This is a genomic window from Streptomyces albidoflavus (assembly GCF_000719955.1).
GTDB classification, from domain to species: domain Bacteria; phylum Actinomycetota; class Actinomycetes; order Streptomycetales; family Streptomycetaceae; genus Streptomyces; species Streptomyces albidoflavus.
The window spans coordinates 16,626-36,704 of the sequence record NZ_JOII01000045.1 but is presented as its reverse complement, the minus strand read 5'-3'; the positions used below and the strand labels follow the sequence as shown (position 1 = coordinate 36,704).

Annotated in this window: 18 protein-coding genes; 10 read left to right on the top strand and 8 right to left on the bottom strand. The window is 73.1% G+C overall.

From position 1 onward, the window contains the following. Positions 1 to 414: 414 nt before the first annotated feature. Together IF45_RS0128770 and IF45_RS0128765 are read left to right on the top strand one after the other, a co-directional pair. Positions 415 to 1,173, top strand: coding sequence for a MerR family transcriptional regulator (locus tag IF45_RS0128770; RefSeq protein ID WP_003948951.1), 759 nt, complete (start codon positions 415 to 417; stop codon positions 1,171 to 1,173). A gap of 95 nt (positions 1,174 to 1,268) precedes the next feature. Continuing rightward, a complete protein-coding gene (locus IF45_RS0128765) occupies positions 1,269 to 1,970 on the top strand; it encodes a DedA family protein (protein ID WP_015507654.1) in 702 nt (233 codons plus the stop codon). A gap of 65 nt (positions 1,971 to 2,035) precedes the next feature. Here the strand turns inward: IF45_RS0128765 and IF45_RS0128760 are convergent, their stop codons facing one another. Together IF45_RS0128760 and IF45_RS0128755 are read right to left on the bottom strand one after the other, a co-directional pair. Further along, a complete protein-coding gene (locus IF45_RS0128760; RefSeq protein WP_008411390.1) occupies positions 2,036 to 3,685 on the bottom strand; it encodes a threonine/serine exporter family protein in 1,650 nt (549 codons plus the stop codon). Positions 3,686 to 3,924: 239 nt separating this feature from the next. Beyond that, entirely contained in the window at positions 3,925 to 4,413 is a 489-nt protein-coding gene (locus tag IF45_RS0128755; RefSeq protein ID WP_003948948.1) for an inorganic diphosphatase, read from the bottom strand. Between the two features lie 136 nt (positions 4,414 to 4,549). On the opposite strand from IF45_RS0128755, the gene dacB reads away from it, so the two are divergent. From dacB to folE, 6 genes are all read left to right on the top strand, one after another. Further along, on the top strand, positions 4,550 to 6,079 hold the full coding sequence (gene dacB, locus IF45_RS0128750) for a D-alanyl-D-alanine carboxypeptidase/D-alanyl-D-alanine endopeptidase (protein ID WP_030310431.1): 1,530 nt from the start codon (positions 4,550 to 4,552) through the stop codon (positions 6,077 to 6,079). 1,368 nt (positions 6,080 to 7,447) lie between these two features. After that, entirely contained in the window at positions 7,448 to 8,662 is a 1,215-nt protein-coding gene (locus IF45_RS0128745) for a zinc-dependent metalloprotease (RefSeq protein WP_078842948.1), read from the top strand. Positions 8,663 to 8,836: 174 nt separating this feature from the next. Then, a complete protein-coding gene (tilS, locus tag IF45_RS0128740) occupies positions 8,837 to 10,057 on the top strand; it encodes a tRNA lysidine(34) synthetase TilS (RefSeq protein ID WP_008406583.1) in 1,221 nt (406 codons plus the stop codon). A 96-nt stretch (positions 10,058 to 10,153) separates the two neighbouring features. Then, a complete protein-coding gene (gene hpt / locus IF45_RS0128735; protein ID WP_015507657.1) occupies positions 10,154 to 10,708 on the top strand; it encodes a hypoxanthine phosphoribosyltransferase in 555 nt (184 codons plus the stop codon). Between the two features lie 269 nt (positions 10,709 to 10,977). Then, entirely contained in the window at positions 10,978 to 13,020 is a 2,043-nt protein-coding gene (ftsH, locus tag IF45_RS0128730; RefSeq protein ID WP_018469980.1) for an ATP-dependent zinc metalloprotease FtsH, read from the top strand. 146 nt (positions 13,021 to 13,166) lie between these two features. Then, positions 13,167 to 13,772 (top strand): GTP cyclohydrolase I FolE, encoded by a 606-nt coding sequence (gene folE, locus IF45_RS0128725; RefSeq protein WP_003948942.1) that lies wholly within the window; start codon positions 13,167 to 13,169, stop codon positions 13,770 to 13,772. Between the two features lie 82 nt (positions 13,773 to 13,854). Here the strand turns inward: folE and IF45_RS0128720 are convergent, their stop codons facing one another. The 6 genes from IF45_RS0128720 to IF45_RS0128695 form a co-directional block, all read right to left on the bottom strand. Next, on the bottom strand, positions 13,855 to 14,343 hold the full coding sequence (locus IF45_RS0128720) for a DUF3180 domain-containing protein (protein ID WP_030310429.1): 489 nt from the start codon (positions 14,341 to 14,343) through the stop codon (positions 13,855 to 13,857). Between the two features lie 143 nt (positions 14,344 to 14,486). Continuing rightward, the gene (gene folK / locus IF45_RS0128715) at positions 14,487 to 15,086 is read right to left on the bottom strand and encodes a 2-amino-4-hydroxy-6-hydroxymethyldihydropteridine diphosphokinase (RefSeq protein WP_003948940.1); all 600 of its coding nucleotides are present in this window, start codon (positions 15,084 to 15,086) and stop codon (positions 14,487 to 14,489) included. Beyond that, positions 15,083 to 15,442 (bottom strand): dihydroneopterin aldolase, encoded by a 360-nt coding sequence (folB, locus tag IF45_RS0128710; protein ID WP_008406591.1) that lies wholly within the window; start codon positions 15,440 to 15,442, stop codon positions 15,083 to 15,085. The genes folK and folB overlap by 4 nt, the downstream gene beginning before the upstream one ends. Before the next feature lie 246 nt (positions 15,443 to 15,688). Beyond that, positions 15,689 to 16,159: a nuclear transport factor 2 family protein gene (locus IF45_RS0128705; protein ID WP_030310428.1), complete on the bottom strand. Its 471-nt coding sequence runs from the start codon at positions 16,157 to 16,159 to the stop codon at positions 15,689 to 15,691. 71 nt (positions 16,160 to 16,230) lie between these two features. Continuing rightward, positions 16,231 to 17,091 carry a dihydropteroate synthase gene (gene folP, locus IF45_RS0128700; protein ID WP_008406593.1) on the bottom strand — a complete coding sequence of 287 codons (861 nt, stop codon included), beginning with the start codon at positions 17,089 to 17,091 and terminating at the stop codon, positions 16,231 to 16,233. 75 nt (positions 17,092 to 17,166) lie between these two features. After that, positions 17,167 to 18,333 carry an ABC transporter ATP-binding protein gene (locus IF45_RS0128695; RefSeq protein WP_003948936.1) on the bottom strand — a complete coding sequence of 389 codons (1,167 nt, stop codon included), beginning with the start codon at positions 18,331 to 18,333 and terminating at the stop codon, positions 17,167 to 17,169. Between the two features lie 256 nt (positions 18,334 to 18,589). Between IF45_RS0128695 and IF45_RS0128690 the strand changes: the two genes are divergently transcribed. Both IF45_RS0128690 and IF45_RS0128685 read left to right on the top strand, forming a co-directional pair. Beyond that, positions 18,590 to 19,300 carry an ABC transporter permease gene (locus IF45_RS0128690; protein WP_003948935.1) on the top strand — a complete coding sequence of 237 codons (711 nt, stop codon included), beginning with the start codon at positions 18,590 to 18,592 and terminating at the stop codon, positions 19,298 to 19,300. Continuing rightward, positions 19,297 to 20,058 (top strand): ABC transporter permease, encoded by a 762-nt coding sequence (locus IF45_RS0128685; protein WP_003948934.1) that lies wholly within the window; start codon positions 19,297 to 19,299, stop codon positions 20,056 to 20,058. The genes IF45_RS0128690 and IF45_RS0128685 overlap by 4 nt, the downstream gene beginning before the upstream one ends. The last annotated feature ends 21 nt before the right edge of the window (positions 20,059 to 20,079 follow it).

The window sequence follows — 20,079 nt, the reverse complement described above, 5'->3', positions numbered from 1 at the left end:
GGGTGGGGTGGGGGGAGGGGGGGGAGGGGCCCCCGGAAGAGGCCCCGCGACGCGTACCGGACCACGATAAGCGGGTAAACCCGACATAGCGCCTCCTTGCCCGTGTGGTCGCGGTCCGCGTGGTCGCGCCGGGCGCCCCCGGCCCGTGCCGCTCCGCCTGCCCGCCGCCTTGCTCCTCACGCGACGTGAGGAGGCACGCTTTCAGCAGCGGCCACCACCCGGTGTCCGCGCGGGGCTCGGCGCCTGCAAGGGGCCCTGCGTCCGCCCGGCGCCCCGCGTTCGCCCGAGGCCCTGCGTCCGCCCGGTCCCCGGCGTACGCACCGGACCCGTTCAGGCATCCGCCCAGCACTCACCGCCCGCCCAGCACCCCCCCCAACACGATCCGACCCAGGACGAAAGACGAAAGGAGAGCCCATGGAGTACACCGTCGGGCAGGTGGCCGCCGTCGCGGGGGTGACCGTGCGCACCCTGCACCACTACGACGCCATCGGCCTGCTCTCGCCCTCGGGCCGGAGTGCCGCGGGCCACCGTCGCTACGGCGACGGGGACCTCGACCGGCTCCAGCGCATCCTCTTCCACCGGGCCCTCGGTTTCGCCCTGGACGAGATCGCGGCGCTGCTCGACGACCCCGACGCCGACCCCCGCGCCCACCTGCGGCGCCAGCACGCCCTGCTCACCGACCGTATCGAGACCCTGCGGCGGATGGCTGACGCCGTCGCCGCCGCCATGGAGGCAGCACAGATGGGCATCAATCTCACTCCCGAGGAGAAGTTCGAGGTTTTCGAGGGGTACGACCCGGACCAGTACGCCGACGAGGCCCGGCAGCGCTGGGGCCACACCGACGCCTACCGCGAGTCCCAGCGCCGGACGGCCTCCTACACCAAGGCCGACTGGCAGCGGCTCAAGGACGAGTTCGACGCCCTGCACGCCCGCGTCGCGGAGCTGCTGGCGCAGGGCGTGCCCGCCGACGCCCCGGAGGCGATGGACGCCGCCGAGGAGCACCGCCGGTTCATCGACGGCGCCCACTACCCGTGCGACGCCCGGATGCACACCTGCCTGGCCGACATGTACGTGGCGGACCCACGTTTCACCGCCACGTACGAGGCGATCCGCCCCGGGCTCGCCCAGTACCTGCACGACGCGATCCACGCCAACGCCCGCCGTACGGAGTAAAGCGAGGGTAAGGGCGCGGCACGGGCCAGGGGCGGGGCGTTGGTAGTTTGGTCGGCTGTACCGTCCCGCCCCGCCCACCCCAGGAGTCCGGAACAGTGAATACGCTTGCGCTCGGCCCGAGCTGGCTGGACCCGGACTACCTGCTCAACCAGTTCGGCATCTACGGCCTGCTGCTCATCGTCTTCGCCGAGTCGGGGCTGCTCATCGGCTTCTTCCTGCCCGGTGACTCGCTGCTCTTCACCACCGGGCTGCTGATCACCACCAGCCAGCTGAAGTTCCCGCTCTGGCTCGCCATCGTGCTGATCTGCGTGGCCGCCGTCGTCGGCGACCAGGCCGGTTACCTCTTCGGCAAGAAGGTGGGGCCGGCGCTCTTCAAGCGGCCCGACTCACGCCTGTTCAAGCAGGAGAACGTCACCAAGGCCAGCGAGTTCTTCGACAAGCACGGCCCGAAGTCGCTGGTCCTGGCCCGCTTCGTGCCGATCGTGCGGACCTTCACGCCGATCATCGCGGGCGTCAGCTCCATGCGGTACCGCTCCTTCATCACCTTCAACATCCTCGGCGGCATCCTCTGGGGCGCCGGGGTGACGCTGCTCGGCGCCTGGCTCGGCCAGATCGCGTTCGTCCGCGAGAACATCGAGGCGATGCTGATCCTGATCGTGCTCGTCTCGGTCGTGCCGATCATCATCGAGTTCGTCAAGGCACGCGGCCAGAGCAAGCGCGCCGCCGCGGCCGGCCCGGGCGCGGGCCCCACGCCGCCCCCCGCCCCGCCCCAGCGCGGCCGTCACGCCAAGCGCTGACCGGCGACCGGAAGCGAAAGGGGGCGCCCCCTTTCGCGTGTCCGGGCCGGTTTTCGCGCGTCCGGTCAGAAACCGCGGGTTCGCTTGGCCGCGCGGCGGGTGGCCGCGTCGGGGCCGCCGGGCACCCGCAGGAAGAGGCGGGCGGTCTCGCCACCGAGGTTCACCCCGATGGCGATGGCCAGGGCCAGGGCGATGGCGGTGCTCAGGGAGGAGAGGCCGGTGTTGACGTCGCCCTGGACGATGCCGAGCAGCCCGTAGTACGTCGCCGAACCGGGCAGCAGCGGGCCGATCGCCGCCGTCACGTACGGCAGCGCCGAGGCGAACTGGATGCGCGAGAGCAGCTGGCCGAAGAGGCCGACGAGGCCGGCGGCGACCGCGGTCGATGCGACCGGGGAAATGTTCCCGGCGAAGTGCATCGCGCCGTAGACCGACCAGGCGACGCCGCCGTTGAGCGTCACCAGCAGCACCGTCGAGCGCTCCTGCTGGAGCAGGACGGCGAAGGCCAGGGTCAGCGCCATCGCCGCGATGATCTGGATCGGCGGCCGCTCCACCGACAGCAGCGCCTCCCGTGGCTGCAGCTCGGCACCGAGCTGCACGCCCACGTACAGCATCACCAGGACGCCGACCACGATGCCGATGAAGAGGTACATGACCTCCAGGAGGCGGGCGGCGGCGGTGATGTAGTAGCCGGTCAGGCCGTCCTGCACGCCCGCGACCAGCGCCCGTCCGGGCAGCAGCGCGAAGAGGCCACCGGTGATGACCGCGGAGGCGCGTACCTCCACATGGGCGAGCTGGAGGGCGATCCCTATCGCGGCGGGCGGCATCGCGGCCACCGCGAACTGGTAGAACTCCGGCAGCCCGCGCCCGGCGAAGACCCACGCCATCCGGTCACCGGCGATGGCGCCGAGCGCCGCCGCCACGAAGACCACGAGGCCGCCGCCGACCAGCATGGAGGCGCCACCGGCCAGCAGCCCGGCCGCCAGCGTCAGCGCCCAGGTGTCGAAGGGGTGCCGGTTCCTGCGGATCTCCGCCAGCCGCCGGTACGCCTCCTCCAGCGACACCTCGGTGTCGTCCGAGCTGATGTCGTCCACCAGCCGGTACACCGCCGCCAGCCGCGTGTAGTCCGTCCCGCGCCGGCGCACTGTACGGGAGGCCGTCAGCGGGTCGTCGACCAGCGAGGGCTGGTACGAGATGGAGAGCAGGGTGAAGGTGACGTTCGGCTCGCAGCGGTCCAGGCCGTAGCTCCGGCTGACCGCGAACATCGCCGCCTCGACGTCCTCGGCGCCCTCGCCCCCGGCCAGCAGCAGCTCGCCGATACGGAGCGTCAGGTCGAGCACGCGCGGGACGGCCGGGCCGGAGTCGTCGGTCTTCTGGGTGAGGTCGGGCGCCGGGCGCTCGGCCACGGGCAACCGGATCATCGCCCGCATCCGGTCCTGCCAGGGGCTGTTCTTGGCCAGCCGCACCATCGGTATGCCCTGGGCGGGCGTGAAGGCGGGGGGCGCGCTGCGCGCGTCGTAGGTGGCGGGAGGGGTGAACGCCGAACGCTCGGCGTCCTCACCGGCCGGGGGCGCCGCCAGCCCCTCGGGGAGGGCGAACTCCGAGGTGATCTGCGACTCGTTCTCGGGGGCCTGCGACTGCGGAACCCCCTGGGGAGGGGTGAAGGCGCTGCGTGCCTCGTCCGACTGCGGCTTGCGGTCGTCCGCGTCCTCCGTCACCTGCTCCGCCTCGCTCCTCGCGTCCTGCCCGGACGGTCTGCCGCGCCTGCCCGCGGTCTGTCCGTGATGCCCAGTATGCGCACCGTGAGGCGGCGCGCACCCACGGCCCTCCTACCTTGGCCCGCCGCCGCGAAACCCGCGACCGCGCAGGCCACCCGCACACGGCGACGGGCGGCGCCCTCCCGGGAAGGAGTACGCCGCCCGTCGCTCGATGAGCCGCTCGCGCGGCCCGCGCGGGATCAGTGACCGGCTTCCTTGGCCCGCTGGTACGAGCGCTCGATCTCGGCCTCGGCCTCGGCGCGGCCGACCCAGTCGGCGCCCTCGACGGACTTGCCGGGCTCCAGGTCCTTGTAGACCTCGAAGAAGTGCTGGATCTCCAGGCGGTCGAACTCCGAGACGTCCTGGATGTCCTTGAGGTGGTCGACCCGGGGGTCGCCCGCGGGGACGCAGAGCAGCTTGTCGTCGCCGCCGGCCTCGTCGGTCATGCGGAACATGCCGATGACGCGGCAGGAGATGAGGCAGCCCGGGAAGGTCGGGTCGTCCAGCAGGACCAGCGCGTCCAGCGGGTCGCCGTCCTCGCCGAGGGTGTCCTCGACGAAGCCGTAGTCGGCCGGGTAGCTGGTCGAGGTGAAGAGGCGACGGTCCAGGCGGATCCGGCCGGTCTCGTGGTCGACCTCGTACTTGTTCCGCGAACCCTTCGGAATCTCGATCGTGACGTCGAACTCCACCGGTGGCTCCTCCATGCTCATACAACGAGTGATCTGCGGTCTTCCCCCGGGCAGACGGGCTGCCATGCTCGCGGCAAGACGCAGTGGTTAAGTGTCCCTCACGCAGGTGTGTGATCGCGAAAGGGGCTGGTGCGGGGTGTCCGGGCGCGGTGGGTGGCGGCTCAAGACCTGGCAGTTCACGGCGGCAGCCGCCGTGTCCGGCCTGGCCCTGGCGAGCGCGGCCGCGGCCGCCGCCGGTCCCTGGGACTCCGGCGGTCAGCGTACGGCCGAGAGCCGCCGCGCCGCCCTCCTCCCGGGCACGGGTGACGGGGATCACCGTACGGAGGCGGGCAGTCCGCTCCCGGCGGGCTCCGACCCGGTCGCCTCCGAGGCCGCCGCCGTCCTCGCCCCGCTGGAGGCGGGCGACCTCGCGCCGCGCACCGGGGAGGGCGCCCGCGAGGCCGCGGCCGGGCAGGCCCCGGCACCCACCGCCGCCGCCCTCGAGTTCGCCCTGGAGCCGCTGCTGAAGGCCAAGGGGCTCGGCCCCGGCGCCACCGCCTCCGTCGTCGACGCCGCCACCGGCAAGGAGCTCTACGGGCGCGGGGCGAAGACCGCCATGGTCCCCGCCTCCACCGTCAAGATCGCCACCGGCACCGCGGCCCTCAGCGTCCTCGGCCCCGACCACCGCATCCGCACCACCGTGGTCGCCGAACCCGGCCCCGGTTACGAGGACGGGGCCCCGCCCGAGCGGATCGTCCTGGTCGGCGGCGGCGACCCGACCCTCACCGCCCGCGCCGACGCCGCGGGCAACGCCTCCCTGCGCACCCTCGCCCGGCACGCCGCCGACACCCTGAAGCAGCGCGGGGCGCGCACCGTCCGCCTCGCCTACGACACCTCCGCGTACAGCGGCTCCACCCGGCACCCGATCGGCCCCAACGAGAACCTCGCCCCCGTCACCGCCCTCATGGCCGACGAGGGGCGCCTGGACACCTCCACCTCCGGCCCGGCCCCGCGCTCCACCCGGCCCGCCCAGGACGCCGCCGACGCCTTCGCCCGCTTCCTCGCCGAACGGGGCGTCAAGGTCGAGGGCGCCGTACGCGAGGCCGCCGCGACCGACCAGGCCGAGAAACTGGCCGACGTCCGCTCGGCCCCCCTCTCCGCCCTCGTCGAGCGGATGCTGACCCACTCCGACAACGACATCGCCGAGGCCCTGGCCCGCCAGACCGCCCTCGCCGCCGGCGCCAAGGCCGACTTCGCCGGTGCCGAACGCGAGACCCGCCGTGCCCTCGGCCGCCTCGGCCTCCCCCTCGACGGGGCCCGCTTCGCCGACGGCAGCGGCCTCGACCGCGCCGACCGCGTCACCGCCCGCCTCCTCACCTCCCTCCTGGCCCGCGCCGCCCACACCGACCACCCCGAACTCCGCCCGGTCCTCACCGGCCTCCCCGTCGCCGGTTTCAGCGGCACCCTCGCGGGGCGGTACACCGACCCCGAGGCCGCCGCCGGCACCGGCGTCGTCCGCGCCAAGACCGGCACCCTCACCGGCGTCAACACCCTCGCCGGCACCGTCGTCTCCACCGACGGCCGCCTCCTCACCTTCTCCTTCCTCGCCTCCGCCACCACCGACCCCACCACCGCCCAGTCCACCCTCGACCACCTCGCCTCCACCCTGGCCCACTGCGGCTGCTGACCCGCCTCCCGGCTCAGGGGCACTCCACTCCTTCCGGACGCCTGCAACTGGCCCCCCCTGCCCGCCCGCGAGCGCCGCGCAGCCTCCGGCACCGCTTGGGCGGCAACTGGGCCGCCTCCGCCTGAGCGGCAACCGGGCCGCCTCCGGCTCGGCCGCGGCAGGGCAGCCTCCGCTTCGGCTCGTCTTCGACCAGGCCCGCCCTGACCCCGCGGGTCACCGATGGCCTCAATCGCCGGCCGGGCTGGGATGTGGCTGACGCCCCGCTCCTGCCTGCGGGCCTCGGCGGCCCGGTCCGAGACGGCCCCGCCGCCAGCCGGGCTGCCTTTGTGGCCGGTCTCCGGCTCCGCGCCACCGGTTCAAGACGGCCTCAATCGCCGGCCGGGCTTGGAGATGGCTGGCCCCGTCCCCTCCCTGCCGACTCCGGCGGTGGCCGTCATGTACGGCCTCAAGCGCCGGCCAGGCTGGGGTTTGGTGTGGTTGGGCTCTGCCCGTACGTGCCCGTCGTGACCCTGGAGGCACTGATTGGCCTCAAGCGCCGGCCGGGCTGGAAAAGATGGCCTCAAGCGCCGGCCGGGCTGTGGGGTTCGCGGTGCGTTCGCCGTGTGGGTCGGGCGGGGCCGTACCGGGGTACCTCCTCACAAACTGCAGGGTGCGGGGTCAATTGGAGCAAGGCGGCCTGGCGTGCAGTTTGCTGCGGGGGCACCCCGGCACGTCCCCGCCCTTCCGTCTCGTCGGCGTCGTCCCGCCGGTGGGTGGGGAAAAGACATGCCGTCCCCAATTGTTCTTTGTGGCGAGCGAAAGTATTCACGGTGGTCACTGTGGAGAGGCCGGGTATTGGTGACGGCCTTATCCGCCCTCCGGCGGTTGGCCGCGTACGAGACCGTGGGGTGGGGTCGTGTCGGGGTGCCCCCGCAGCAAACTGCACACACGGCCGCCTTGCTCCAATTGACCCCGCACCTTGCAGTTTGTGAGGAGGTACCCCGGCGCGGCCCCGCCCCACCCCCGTGCCGGAGGAACCGCGACCCTGACAGCCCGGCCGGCGTTTGAGGCCAGTCTTTGGCCGGCACGGTCGAGACGGAGCCCGGCAACCAACAGCCCGGCCGGCGTTTGAGGCCGTCAGTGACCCGCAAGGTCGAGACGGCCCCCGGCACCCAACAGCCCGGCCGCCGCCCGAGGCCACCAGCGACCGCCACAGGCAACCCCGCCAGACGGCCGAGGAGAGCCCAGCCGGCGCGGGAGCCGGGCCCACCAAAGGCCGCCGGCAACCGCCACGGCCAGGGCCGGCTGGGCCACAAGACGGAGCCCAGCCACCCCAAGACCCTGTTCCACCGGGGGCCGCCAGGCCCCCTGAGCACGTACGGTTGACCCATGACGAGCATCGGTGGTGTGGAGATGGTCGACTGGAAGCTGGCCGTCACGACGGCAAGCAGGCTGGCCCGCCCGGGCCCGGAGATCACCCGCGAGGAGGCCCGCGAGGTCGTCGCGGAACTGCGCGGGCACGCCGTGGCGGCCGAGGAGCATGTGCGCGCGTTCACGGGCATGACCACGGCGGCGGGGCACGACACCCCGGTGCTGGTGGTGGACCGCCCGGGCTGGATCGAGGCCAACGTGGCCGGCTTCCGCTCCCTGCTGAAGCCGCTGATGACGAAGATGCGCGCCCGCCGGGGCAACGGCCCGGGCGGCATGATCGCGGGCGCGGTCGGCGGCAAGGTCACCGGCGTGGAGCTGGGCGTGCTGCTGTCGTTCCTGTCCTCGCGGGTGCTGGGCCAGTACGAGACCTTCGCCCCGGCCACCCGCGAGCTCCCGGGGGCCCCGGACGGCGGTGGCCGCCTGCTCCTGGTGGCGCCCAACATCGTCCACGTCGAGCGGGAGCTGGGCGTCGACCCGCACGACTTCCGGCTCTGGGTCTGCCTCCACGAGGAGACGCACCGGACCCAGTTCACCGCCGTCCCCTGGCTCCGGGACCACCTGGAGGCGGAGATCCAGGCGTTCCTGGCGGAGACCGACGTGGACGCCGGCACGCTGCTGGAACGGCTCTCGGACGCCGTCCAGGCGTTCACGGGTGGCCGCCGCGGGGAGTCCGCGGAGCCCAGCGCCACCGGCACCGCCACTGACACCGCCACCGCCCCGGAGACCGAACCCGGCGCGCGCTCCGGCGCGCACGCCCCGGAGCAGGACATCGACGGGCGCAGCCTGGTCGACCTCGTCCAGACCCCGGCCCAGCGCGAGATCCTGGCCCGGGTCACGGCCGTCATGTCCCTGCTGGAGGGCCACGCCGACTACGTGATGGACGGCGTCGGCCCGCAGATCGTGCCCTCGGTCGTGGAGATCCGCGAGAAGTTCCAGCGCCGCCGCGCCGCCGGCGCCAACCGCCTGGACCAGATCCTGCGCAGGCTGCTGGGCCTGGACGCCAAGCTCCGCCAGTACCGGGACGGCGAACGGTTCGTCCGCGCGGTGGTCGAGGAGGTCGGCATGGAGGGCTTCAACCGGGTCTGGACCTCGCCCAACACCCTCCCCACGCCCGCCGAGATCACCCACCCCGCCGAGTGGATCGCCCGGGTGCACCGGGGCCCCGAAGCATGACCCGGCGCGGGGGCGTGGCAGGCGTACGCCCCCGTAATCACCCGTCCGAGGGACCGTGAGGTGGCTCACGGGCGTGCGATGCTCAGGGAATGCCCGGCTTCTGTCACCATCTACGCACGCTGAGTGACGGCAGCTGAGCCCCGCCCCCCGAAAACTTCATGAAGGGAACCGGACATGGGTCCCCATCCAGCGGTCGCGGCGATACGCCTCGCGGTCCGCCGCGTCCTGAACGACCTCCTCGCCGAGCACCCCCATCCCCATCCCCAGCCTCTGGCCGGGCAGCCGGGCCGCCCGCCCCGTGCCGAGCTGCTCGAACGGGTCGGCCGCGCCACCCGCGCCGGGCGCGCCCGCCAGATCCGCGCCCGCGCCGCCTCCGGCGCCCCCGTCCAGGTCCCCGCCCCCGGTGAGGCCCCGGGCGCCGCCCCGCCCGCCGAGGGCCCGCTCGTGCTGGTCGCCTGCTCCGGCGGCGCCGACTCGATGGCGCTCGCCTCCGCCCTCGCCTTCGAAGCCCCCCGCCTCGGCATCCGGGCCGGCGGCATCACCGTCGACCACGGCCTCCAGTACGGCTCCGACGCCCGTGCCGCCGACGTGGTGGCCCGGCTCACCGCCCTCGGCCTCGACCCGGTCGAGTCGGCCGCCGTCCGTGTGGCCGCCGCCTCCGACCGGACCGCGCACGGCGCCCCCTACGCCGGCGGTGCCCGCCGGGTCGGGCCCGAGGCCGCCGCCAGGGACGCCCGGTACGCCGCCCTCGACGAGGCCGCCGAGCGGCTCGGCGCCGCCGCCGTCCTGCTCGGCCACACCCGCGACGACCAGGCCGAGACCGTCCTGCTGGGCCTCGCCCGCGGGTCCGGCATCCGCTCGCTCTCCGGCATGGCCGCCGTCTCCGGCGACTCGGGCCGCTACCGCAGGCCCTTCCTCCAGCTGGACCGGCAGACCGCCCGCACGGCCTGTCTCGCCCAGTCGCTGCCCGTCTGGGACGACCCGCACAACACCGACCCCGCCTACACCCGCTCCCGGCTGCGCCACGAGGGGCTGCCCGCGCTGGAGAAGGCGCTCGGCAAGGGCGTGGTCGAGGCCCTGGCCCGTACCGCCCAGCTCTCCCGGGACGACGCGGACGCGCTGGACGCCTGGGCCGCCCGCGAGGAGGCCGCCGTCCGCGACGAGACGGGCGAGCTGGACTGTGCCCGGCTGTACGCGCTGCCCGCCGCCGTACGCCGCCGCATCCTGCGCCGGGCGCTGGTCGCCGCCGGGGCTCCGGGGGGCTCCCTGTTCGCCCGGCACGTCGAGGAGGTCGACCGGCTCATCACCGGCTGGCGGGGTCAGCGCGCCATCAACCTGCCGGGCAAGGTGGAGGCCCGGCGGCAGGGTGGCAGACTTGTCCTCCGGCAAGGCTGACGCCGACCGCAGGGTTCGGACGCCGGCTCGGACGAAGGCCGTCGGCCCGGGGAGTGAGTCCCCGGGGCCGCGGCCGACGACGAAAGTGATGTGCGGGTGGACGCGAAAGACATGGGCTCCGACCTCCAGTCGGTGCTGCTGACCAAGGAAGAGATCGACGCCAAGCTGGTGGAGCTGGCGGAGCAGATCGACCAGGAGTACGCGGGCAAGGACCTGCTCATCGTCGGTGTCCTCAAGGGCGCCGTCATGGTCATGGCCGACCTGGCCCGGACGCTCTCCACCCCCGTCACCATGGACTGGATGGCGGTCTCCTCGTACGGCGCGGGCACCCAGTCCTCCGGCGTGGTCCGCATCCTCAAGGACCTCGACACCGACATCCAGGGCAAGCACGTCCTGATCGTCGAGGACATCATCGACTCCGGCCTGACCCTCTCCTGGCTGATCTCCAACCTCGGTTCGCGCGGCCCGGCCTCCCTGAAGGTCTGCACGCTGCTGCGCAAGCCCGAGGCGGCCAAGGTCGCCATCGACGTCGAGTGGGTCGGCTTCGACATCCCCAACGAGTTCGTCGTCGGCTACGGCCTGGACTTCGCCGAGAAGTACCGCAACCTGCCCTTCGTCGGCACCCTCGCCCCGCACGTCTACGGCGGCTGAGCGCGGGGAACCCTCGCACACCGCGCGCCGTTGGAGAGGGGAAGACGGTTTCCGGCCCGTCCCCTGCGGCCGCGGGTGACAATGCTGGGGTACCGTCCGAAGAACAATCGTCAGAACTGTTCTACGGCGCACGGCTCCTGGACCCGCGGATCACCGCGCTCCCGGGAGTGTCGGGCGCGGGTACGTGACCGAGCCGCAGAGCACTCCCTAGTACAGCCTTTATCAATCTCGCGATGGCAGGAGGGACGGGGCGGCACCGCTCCGTATGGATGGACGTGAAGCGATACTTCCGTGGGCCCGTCATGTGGATCGTGCTGGCCGTCCTCGCCGTGGTCGTGTTGATGCAGGTCGTCGGTTCGTCCGGCGGGCACAAGACGGTCGACACCGGCCAGGTCGTCCAGGCGATCAACGACAAGCAAGTACAGTCGGCCAGCCTCACCACCGGTGACGACCAGATGATCAAGGTCGATCTCAAGGACGGCCAGAAGATCGACGGCAGTACGAAGATCCAGGCCAGCTACATCGGCGACATGGGCTTCGACCTCGCCCGGAAGCTCCAGGCGGGTTACGAGGACAAGAGCATCCCCGAGGGCTACACGGTCTCGCCCTCGAAGCAGAGCCCGTTCCTCAGCATTCTGCTCTCGCTGCTGCCCTTCGTCCTGATCGTCCTGGTCTTCCTCTTCCTGATGAACCAGATGCAGGGCGGCGGCTCCCGCGTCATGCAGTTCGGGAAGTCCAAGGCCAAGCTGATCACCAAGGACACCCCGAAGACGACCTTCGCCGACGTGGCAGGGTCGGACGAGGCGGTCGAGGAGCTCCACGAGATCAAGGAGTTCCTCCAGGAGCCGGCCAAGTTCCAGGCCGTCGGCGCCAAGATCCCCAAGGGCGTGCTGCTCTACGGCCCGCCCGGTACGGGCAAGACCCTGCTGGCCCGCGCCGTCGCGGGTGAGGCGGGCGTCCCGTTCTACTCGATCTCCGGCTCCGACTTCGTCGAGATGTTCGTCGGTGTGGGCGCCTCCCGCGTCCGCGACCTCTTCGAGCAGGCCAAGGCGAACGCCCCGGCGATCGTCTTCGTCGACGAGATCGACGCCGTCGGCCGCCACCGCGGCGCCGGCATGGGCGGCGGTCACGACGAGCGCGAGCAGACCCTCAACCAGCTCCTGGTCGAGATGGACGGCTTCGACGTGCAGGGCGGCGTGATCCTCATCGCCGCCACCAACCGCCCGGACATCCTCGACCCGGCGCTGCTGCGCCCGGGCCGTTTCGACCGGCAGATCGCCGTGGACCGGCCCGACATGCAGGGCCGCCTGGAGATCCTCAAGGTCCATGTGAAGGGCAAGCCGGTCGCCCCGGACGTCGACCTCTCGGCCGTCGCCCGCCGCACCCCCGGCTTCACCGGTGCCGACCTGGCCAACGTCCTGAACGAGGCGGCCCTGCTGACCGCCCGCAGCGACCAGAAGCTGATCGACAACCACATGCTGGACGAGGCGATCGACCGTGTGGTGGCGGGCCCGCAGAAGCGGACCCGGATCATGTCCGACAAGGAGAAGAAGATCACCGCGTACCACGAGGGCGGACACGCCCTGGTCGCGGCGGCCTCGCCCAACTCCGACCCGGTGCACAAGATCACGATCCTCTCGCGCGGCCGCGCCCTCGGTTACACGATGGTGCTGCCGGAGGAGGACAAATACTCCACCACGCGCAACGAGATGCTCGACCAGCTCGCCTACATGCTGGGCGGGCGGGCCGCCGAGGAACTGGTCTTCCACGACCCGACCACCGGCGCCGCCAACGACATCGAGAAGGCCACCGGTACGGCCCGCGCGATGGTCACCCAGTACGGCATGACCGAGCGGCTCGGCGCCATCAAGTTCGGCGGCGACAACACCGAGCCCTTCCTCGGCCGCGACATGGCGCACCAGCGTGACTACTCCGAGGAGGTCGCGGCGCTCGTCGACGAGGAGGTCAAGAAGCTCATCGAGACGGCGCACAACGAGGCCTGGGAGATCCTGGTCGAGAACCGCGACGTCCTGGACAACCTGGTCCTCCAGCTCCTGGAGAAGGAGACGCTCGGCAAGGAGGAGATCGCCGAGATCTTCGCCACGATCGTCAAGCGTCCGGCCCGTCCCGCGTGGACCGGCTCGACCCGGCGTACGCCCTCGACGCGGCCGCCGGTCCTCTCGCCCAAGGAGCTGAGCCTCACCAACGGCGCCAACGGCTCCCCGGCCGCCCTCGGCACCGGCCCCGCGAACGGTTCCACCCCGGACCTGACGAAGCCGCCGGCCTCCCCGGAGGACCGTCCCGAGGAGTGACACACCCCGCGTGACGGCTCCCACATCCGCCGAGAGGCGGGCGGGGCTGGAATGCAGGCCGCGCCCCCCAGGTTCTAGCCTGGGGGGCGCGGCCGTTTCGTATGCCCGCAGGTGACACGCGTAATTCGCACAGGAACGAGGCAGAGATGACCGACCCGGTGACGCTGGACGGACTGGGCGCGATCGGCGAGTTCGACGAGAAGCGGGCCGAGCACGCCGTGCGCGAGCTGCTCCTCGCCGTCGGCGAGGACCCGGACCGCGAGGGCCTGCGCGAGACCCCGGCACGGGTGGCGCGGGCGTACCGCGAGATATTCGCCGGGCTGTGGCAGAAGCCCGAGGACGTGCTGACCACCACCTTCGACCTGGGCCACGACGAGATGGTGCTGGTCAAGGACATCGAGGTGCAGAGCAGCTGCGAGCACCACCTGGTGCCGTTCGTGGGGGTCGCCCACGTCGGCTACATCCCCTCGGCCGACGGCAAGATCACCGGCCTCTCCAAGCTGGCCCGGCTGGTCGACGTCTACGCCCGCCGGCCGCAGGTCCAGGAGCGGCTGACCACGCAGATCGCCGACTCGCTGATGGAGATCCTGGAGCCGCGCGGCGTCATCGTCGTCGTGGAGTGCGAGCACATGTGCATGACGATGCGCGGGGTCCGCAAGCCGGGCGCCAAGACGATCACCTCGGCCGTCCGCGGCCAGCTCCGCGACGCGGCCACCCGCAACGAGGCGATGAGCCTGATCATGGCCCGCTGACCCGGACCGGGACGGGACGGATGAAGGCCGGGCGCCCCCTGAGCGGGGTGCGCCCGGCCTTCGTGCGTGCCAGGGGCCGGGGTCAGACGGTCGGGGCGGCGCCCGGGGTGTTGTCGTCGCCGTCCTCGGGGAGCTTGCAGACCCGCTCCAGGTAGAGCCCGGCGGCGATCACACCGGCGCCCGCGACCAGGGAGGTGCCCGCGTAGAGCGCCTGGTCGGCGCGGGCCGGGACCTCCAGGTAGCCGAGGAGGAAGACCGTCACCCCGCCGTACATCCCGGCGACCAGGGCGGCCACCAGGGCGCTCGCCTGGCCGAAGACCAGGGCGCGGGCGGCCACCAGCGGGTCGACGCCATTCGCCTCGGGGCGCCGCTCGCGCTGCGCGCGCAGCCGGGAGCGGAACGCCAGGGCCGTCGCCAGCAGCACGGCGGCGATGGCCGCCAGCACGATCGGGGCGAACAGCGGGACCGCGGGCAGGGTGCCGAAGGCGTCCCAGAGCCGGGCACCCGCCCAGGACAGTACGGCGGCGACCACGAGGAGGCCGGCCAGTGTCCTGATGCGGAGCTGCTTCACGGAGGTCAGGTCCTTTCGCACGCGTGGCGGGCGGCTCCCGCGACGTCACAGGGGGCGGCGGCCGGGCCGGGGCGGGCCGGGTCCCTGCCTCCAGCTTGCCCCGGGCGCGGGGCGTACGCCCGGCCGTTCCACCGGGGCAACGTCTACTCGGGGAGTCGGAGTTCCAGGTCCTCGCGGCGGGTCAGGCCGTCGCCGGCCAGGGCCGACAGCAGCTCGTCCACCGGGCCCTGCCCGGGCAGCTCGGCCTCGGGGTCCACGTCGTGCCAGGGGGCGAGGACGAAGGCGCGCTCGTGGGCGTGCGGGTGGGGGAGGGTGAGCTCCGGGTCGGCCGAGACGACACCGGCGTAGGCAACGATGTCGACGTCCAGGGTGCGCGGGCCCCAGCGCTCGTCACGGACCCGGTGGAACGCCTCCTCGACGGCCTGCGCGCGCTCCAGCAGCGAGCCGGGGGGCAGCGTCGTACGGATCACCGCGACGGCGTTGAAGTACGAGGGCTGGGAGCCGGGGTCGACGCCCCACGGCTCCGTCTCGTAGACGGGGGAGACGGCTTTGACCCGCAGGCCGGGGGTGTCCTCCAGCGCGTCGACGGCGCCCTGGAGGGTCTCCAGGCGGTTGCCGAGGTTGCTGCCGAGGGAGATCACGGCGGTCTTCGGGTTGGAGAGGGTCACGTCGGCGGCGTCCACCTGCTCGACGACGGAGGCCGGGACCGGCTGCACGGTGGGGTCGCTGCTGTTCGGGTTCATACACGGCTCCGGGTGATGGTGACGGTCACGTCGTCGAACGGGACGGTGATCGGGGCGTCCGGTTTGTGGACGGTGACCTCGACCTCCTGGACCGCGTCCGTCTTCAGGCAGGTCCGGGCGATGCGCTCGGCCAGGGTCTCGATGAGGTTCACCGGCTCGCCCTCGACCACGGCCACGACCTCCTCGGCGACGACGCCGTAGTGGACGGTCCGGGTCAGGTCGTCGCTCTCGGCTGCGGGCCGGGTGTCCAGACCGAGGACGAGGTCGACGATGAAGGTCTGGCCCTCCTCGCGCTCCTTGGGAAAGACACCGTGGTGCCCTCGGCCCTTGAGGCCGCGCAGCGCGACACGATCCACGCGAATCACTCCTGCTCTTGTCGTTGTCGGCGGGCGGTGCGCGGGTGCGGCCGGCCCACCGGCCTCAGGCGAGGCTACCGGTGGCCACCGGCACGGCCCGCCCACGGGGTCGGGACAGCACGGGGAAGAACCGGGGAACCCCACATGACGCGCACCTGGCCGCGCCCGCCCGGAAACCGGTCCCCCACCCTCCGGGCAGGGACGGCGAAGGGCCCCTACCCAGAACGCCGGCGAATCAGCCCGCCCTCAGGCAGGGGATTCCTCACCCGGCCCGCCTTCCCCGTCGCCCTCCTCCGCCTCCAGCTCGGCGAGGACCGGGGAGGCGTGGTGCGACCAGAGCTTCCACCCCTCGGTGGTGCGCCGGAAGACGTTGGTGGCGACGACCAGCTGCCCCACCAGCGGCCCCAGCTCCCCGTCCTCCGGCGGCGGACCCCCGCTGAGGATGTTCTCCGTGCAGGTCACGATGGCCGTCGCGCCCAGCAGGGAGGTCTGCACGTCGGTCAGGATGAACTGGATGTAGTCGGTGTTCGCCATGATCACGGCGTACGAGCGGAGCACCTCGCCCCGGCCGCTGAGGACCGGCCAGCCCGGGTGGACGCAGGAGAGGGACTCCTCGTCCAGCCAGAGCGCGGCCAGCTCCGCGTAGTCCCCGCGTTCCACGATGTCGTAGTACTCGGCGTTGGCACGCTCGACCTGCTCGATCTCGGTGGGGGTCACCGGGCTCCGTTCGTCGGGGGCGCGCGAGGGGCGCGCGGGGGAGAGCTTGTGGGGGTGGAACGGGCCGGGGATCAGCGGGCGGCCTCGACCGCGCGGGCCACGCGGACGGCGTCGGCGGTCGGCCGGACGTCGTGGACGCGGACCGCCCAGGCGCCGGCCTGCGCGGAGAGGGCGGAGATCGCGGCGGTGGCCGCGTCGCGCTCGCGGGCGGGCGGCGGGGCGGCGTCGGGACCGGCCAGCACCCGGCCGAGGAACCGCTTGCGGGAGGCGGCGACCAGCAGCGGGTGGCCGAGCGCCCGCAGCCGGTCCAGGTGGGCGACGAGCGCCAGGTCGTGCGGGGCTTCCTTGGCGAAGCCGAGGCCCGGGTCGACGACGATCCGGTCGGGGGCGATGCCGCCGTCGACGGCCGCGTCGATCCGCGTCCGCAGCTCGTCGGTGACCTCGCCGACCACGTCGGCGTAGACGGCGCGGCTGTTCATCGCGTCGCTGAAGCCGCGCCAGTGCATCACCACGAAGGGCGCCCCGGCGGCGGCCACCGCCGGGATCATCGCGGGGTCGGCGAGGCCGCCGCTCACGTCGTTGACCAGGAGCGCGCCGGCGGCGAGCGACTGCTCGGCGACGGCGGCGCGCATCGTGTCGACCGAGACGACCAGACCCTCGGCGGCCAGCGCCCGCACCACGGGCACCACCCGGCGCAGCTCCTCGGCCTCGTCCACCCGGGGCGCGCCGGGGCGGGTCGACTCGCCGCCCACGTCGATCAGGTCGGCGCCGCGCGAGGCCAGGTCCAGGCCGTGCTTGACCGCCCGCTCGGTGTCGAACCAGCGGCCGCCGTCGGAGAACGAGTCCGGGGTCACGTTGACCACGCCCATGACCGCGCAGCGGTCCCACTCCGGAAGCCCTGCGACGCGCCCGCGCCCAAACGACGTACTCATGTCTTAAGCGTAGGTCGTGTGCGCGCGGTCCCGTGCGGTGGCCGTGCCGGACGCCCCGGCCGCCGCGCGGCCCCGTCAGACGGCGTGGACCGTCTCCAGGGCGACCTCCTGGCGGGGTACGGCGCGCGAGTCGGCGGCCGTGGAGCGGCGCAGGGCCTCGTGGAGGGCGGCCGGGGTCAGCACGCCGAGGAAGCGGTGGTCCGCGTCGGGGTCCAGGACGGCGATCCAGCCGGCGTCGTGCTGGAGCATGGTCGCGAAGGCGCGCTTGAGGGGCGCGCCGACCGGCAGCCACGCCTCCATCCGGCGGGCCTGCTCGCCGACGGTCCCCTCGGCGCCCTCGGTCCGGGCCGAGGAGATCCAGCCGTGCAGCTTCTCCTCGCCGTCCAGCACCACCGCCCAGCGGGCGCCCTCGGCGCGCAGCCGCTCCCCGGCGGCGGCCAGCGGGTCGTCGAGGTGGACGACGGGCGGGCGGACCAGGTCGCCGGGCTCGATCGGGGTGACCGAGAGCCGCTTGAGGCCCCGGTCGGCGCCGACGAAGTCCGCGACGTAGGGGGTGGCGGGGGCGCCGAGGACGGCGGCGGGGGTGTCGAACTGCTCGATGCGGCCGTGGCCGTAGACGGCGATGCGGTCGCCGAGACGGACGGCCTCCTCGATGTCGTGGGTGACGAAGAGCACGGTCTTGTGGACCTCGGCCTGGAGCTTCAGGAACTCGTTCTGGAGGTGTTCGCGGACCACCGGGTCGACGGCGCCGAACGGCTCGTCCATCAGCAGCACCGGCGGGTCGGCGGCGAGCGCGCGGGCCACGCCGACGCGCTGGCGCTGGCCGCCGGAGAGCTGCTCCGGGTAGCGGGCGCCGTGCGTGGACGGGTCGAGGCCGACCAGTTCCAGCAGCTCGGCGGCGCGGGCGCGGGCCTTGGCGCGCTTCCAGCCGAGCAGGTGCGGGACGGTGGCGGTGTTCTCCAGGACCGTCTTGTGCGGGAAGAGGCCGACCTGCTGGATGACGTAGCCGATGCGGCGGCGCAGCTCGACCGGGTCGACGGCGGATATGTCCTCGCCGTCGAGGGAGATCCGGCCGGAGGTCGGCTCGATGAGCCGGTTGACCATCTTCATCGTGGTGGTCTTGCCGCACCCCGAGGGCCCGACGAGCGTGACGAGTTCCCCCGCGGCGACCTCGAAGGTGAGGTCGTCCACCGCGGTCGTCCCGTCCGCGTACACCTTGCTGACCTGCTCGAACCGGATCATGGGTCCCCATTGTCGTGGCCGTGGATGGTGGGCGTGTGAAGGCTGTGTTGCAGGTCTACCCCGGAAAGGGGCGAACCCCGGCGATTGTCGGTGCCCGGCGTTAGGGTCGCAGACAGTCGTGGACGCCTGTTCGGTAAGGGTGGGTTTCCGGCGGTTTCGGCGGTCCTGTCAGGAAGGGCCGCGCGGGGTGGACCCTGTCGTGCACGGGTCCGCCGAACAGGGGTGTGAACGGCGGGATGCGGGGGAGGCGGGCGGGGTGAGCGCAGCGAACTGCCTGGTGGCCAACGACTGGGTCTGCGGGGAGTACTTCCGTACGCGCGGCCAGGACCTGGTCGACGCGACCCTCCAGCACATCGGGATCACGGTGGCCGCCGTCGTCATCGGCGTGCTGATCGCCTTCCCGCTGGCGGTCCTCGCCCACCGCAGGCGCGCCTTCGCGGCCCCGGTCCTCGCGGTGACCACGCTCTTCTACACGATCCCCTCGCTCGCCATGTTCTCCCTGCTGCTCCCGCTCTTCGGCCTCTCGGCGGCGCTGGTGATCACCGGGCTGGTGCTCTACTCGCTGACGATCCTGGTGCGGAACACCCTCGCGGGGCTCGACGCCGTCCCCGAGGAGGCCCGCGAGGCGGCCACCGGCATGGGGTACGGGCCGTGGCGGCTCCTGTGGGAGGTCGAGGTGCCGCTGGCGCTGCCCGCGCTGCTGGCCGGGGTGCGGATCACCACCGTCTCCACCGTCGCCCTCACCACGGTCGGCGCCATCGTCGACTACGGCGGCCTCGGCTCCCTCATCCTCGACGGCCTCGACACCGACTTCCGCGCCCAGGTGCTCGCCGCCTCGGTGCTCTGCGTGATCCTGGCGATCACCGCCGACCTGCTCCTCCTGGGCCTGCAACGGCTCTGCACCCCCTGGACGCGCCTGGGCGCCGCACCCGGCCCGGCCCCCGCGAGGAAGGCGGCCACCGCGTGAACGACCTCATCGGCGCCTGGACCTGGCTCACCACCGCCGCCCACTGGCAGGGCGAGAAGGGCGTGTGGAACCGCCTCGGCGAACACCTCTACTACAGCGGTGTCTGCCTGGTGATCGCCTGCCTCGTCGCGCTCCCGCTCGCCCTGTGGCTCGGCCACCTCGGCAAGGGCGGCACGCTCGCGGTCAACATCTCCAACGTCGGCCGCGCCGTCCCCACCCTCGCCGTGCTGGTCCTGCTCTCCCTCACCCCGCTCGGCGCCCACGAGGGCGTGCCGACGCTGATCGCCCTGGTGCTCTTCGCGGTGCCGCCGCTGCTGACCAACGCCTACCTCGGGATGCGCGAGGTGGACCGGCCCGTGGTGGAGGCCGCCCGGGGCATGGGGATGAGCGGCTGGCAGCTCTTCCGCCGGGTCGAGCTGCCGCTGGCCCAGCCGCTGCTGATGACCGGGCTGCGCACCGCCGGCGTCCAGGTCGTCGCCACGGCCACGCTCGCCGCGATGGCCGGGGAGGGCGGGCTCGGCCGGATCATCACCGCCGGGTTCGGGCTGAGCAACACCCCGCAGGTGATAGCCGGGGCCTTCCTCGTCGCCCTGCTGGCGGTGCTGGTCGAAGGCGTGCTGGTCCTGGTCACCCGGCTGACGGCACCCGACCGGGGCGCGGGGAGGGCGGCCCGCGCGGCGAAGCGCGGGCCGGGCCCCTCCGCCCTGGCCCCCTCCGGCGGTACGCCCCGGGTCGCCCCGGCCGACGCCGCGTCCTGACCGGTGTCCCCCGACTCCTCC

What these genes read in the sequence shown, in the direction of transcription:
- IF45_RS0128770 (WP_003948951.1), top strand. Translation starts at nt 415, where the DNA reads ATGGAGTACACCGTCGGGCAGGTGGCCGCCGTCGCGGGGGTGACCGTG.
- IF45_RS0128745 (WP_078842948.1), top strand. Translation starts at nt 7,448, where the DNA reads ATGACGAGCATCGGTGGTGTGGAGATGGTCGACTGGAAGCTGGCCGTC.
- tilS (WP_008406583.1), top strand. Translation starts at nt 8,837, where the DNA reads ATGGGTCCCCATCCAGCGGTCGCGGCGATACGCCTCGCGGTCCGCCGC.
- ftsH (WP_018469980.1), top strand. Translation starts at nt 10,978, where the DNA reads ATGGACGTGAAGCGATACTTCCGTGGGCCCGTCATGTGGATCGTGCTG.
- folE (WP_003948942.1), top strand. Translation starts at nt 13,167, where the DNA reads ATGACCGACCCGGTGACGCTGGACGGACTGGGCGCGATCGGCGAGTTC.
- folK (WP_003948940.1), bottom strand. Translation starts at nt 15,086, where the DNA reads ATGAACCCGAACAGCAGCGACCCCACCGTGCAGCCGGTCCCGGCCTCC.
- folP (WP_008406593.1), bottom strand. Translation starts at nt 17,091, where the DNA reads ATGAGTACGTCGTTTGGGCGCGGGCGCGTCGCAGGGCTTCCGGAGTGG.
- IF45_RS0128695 (WP_003948936.1), bottom strand. Translation starts at nt 18,333, where the DNA reads ATGATCCGGTTCGAGCAGGTCAGCAAGGTGTACGCGGACGGGACGACC.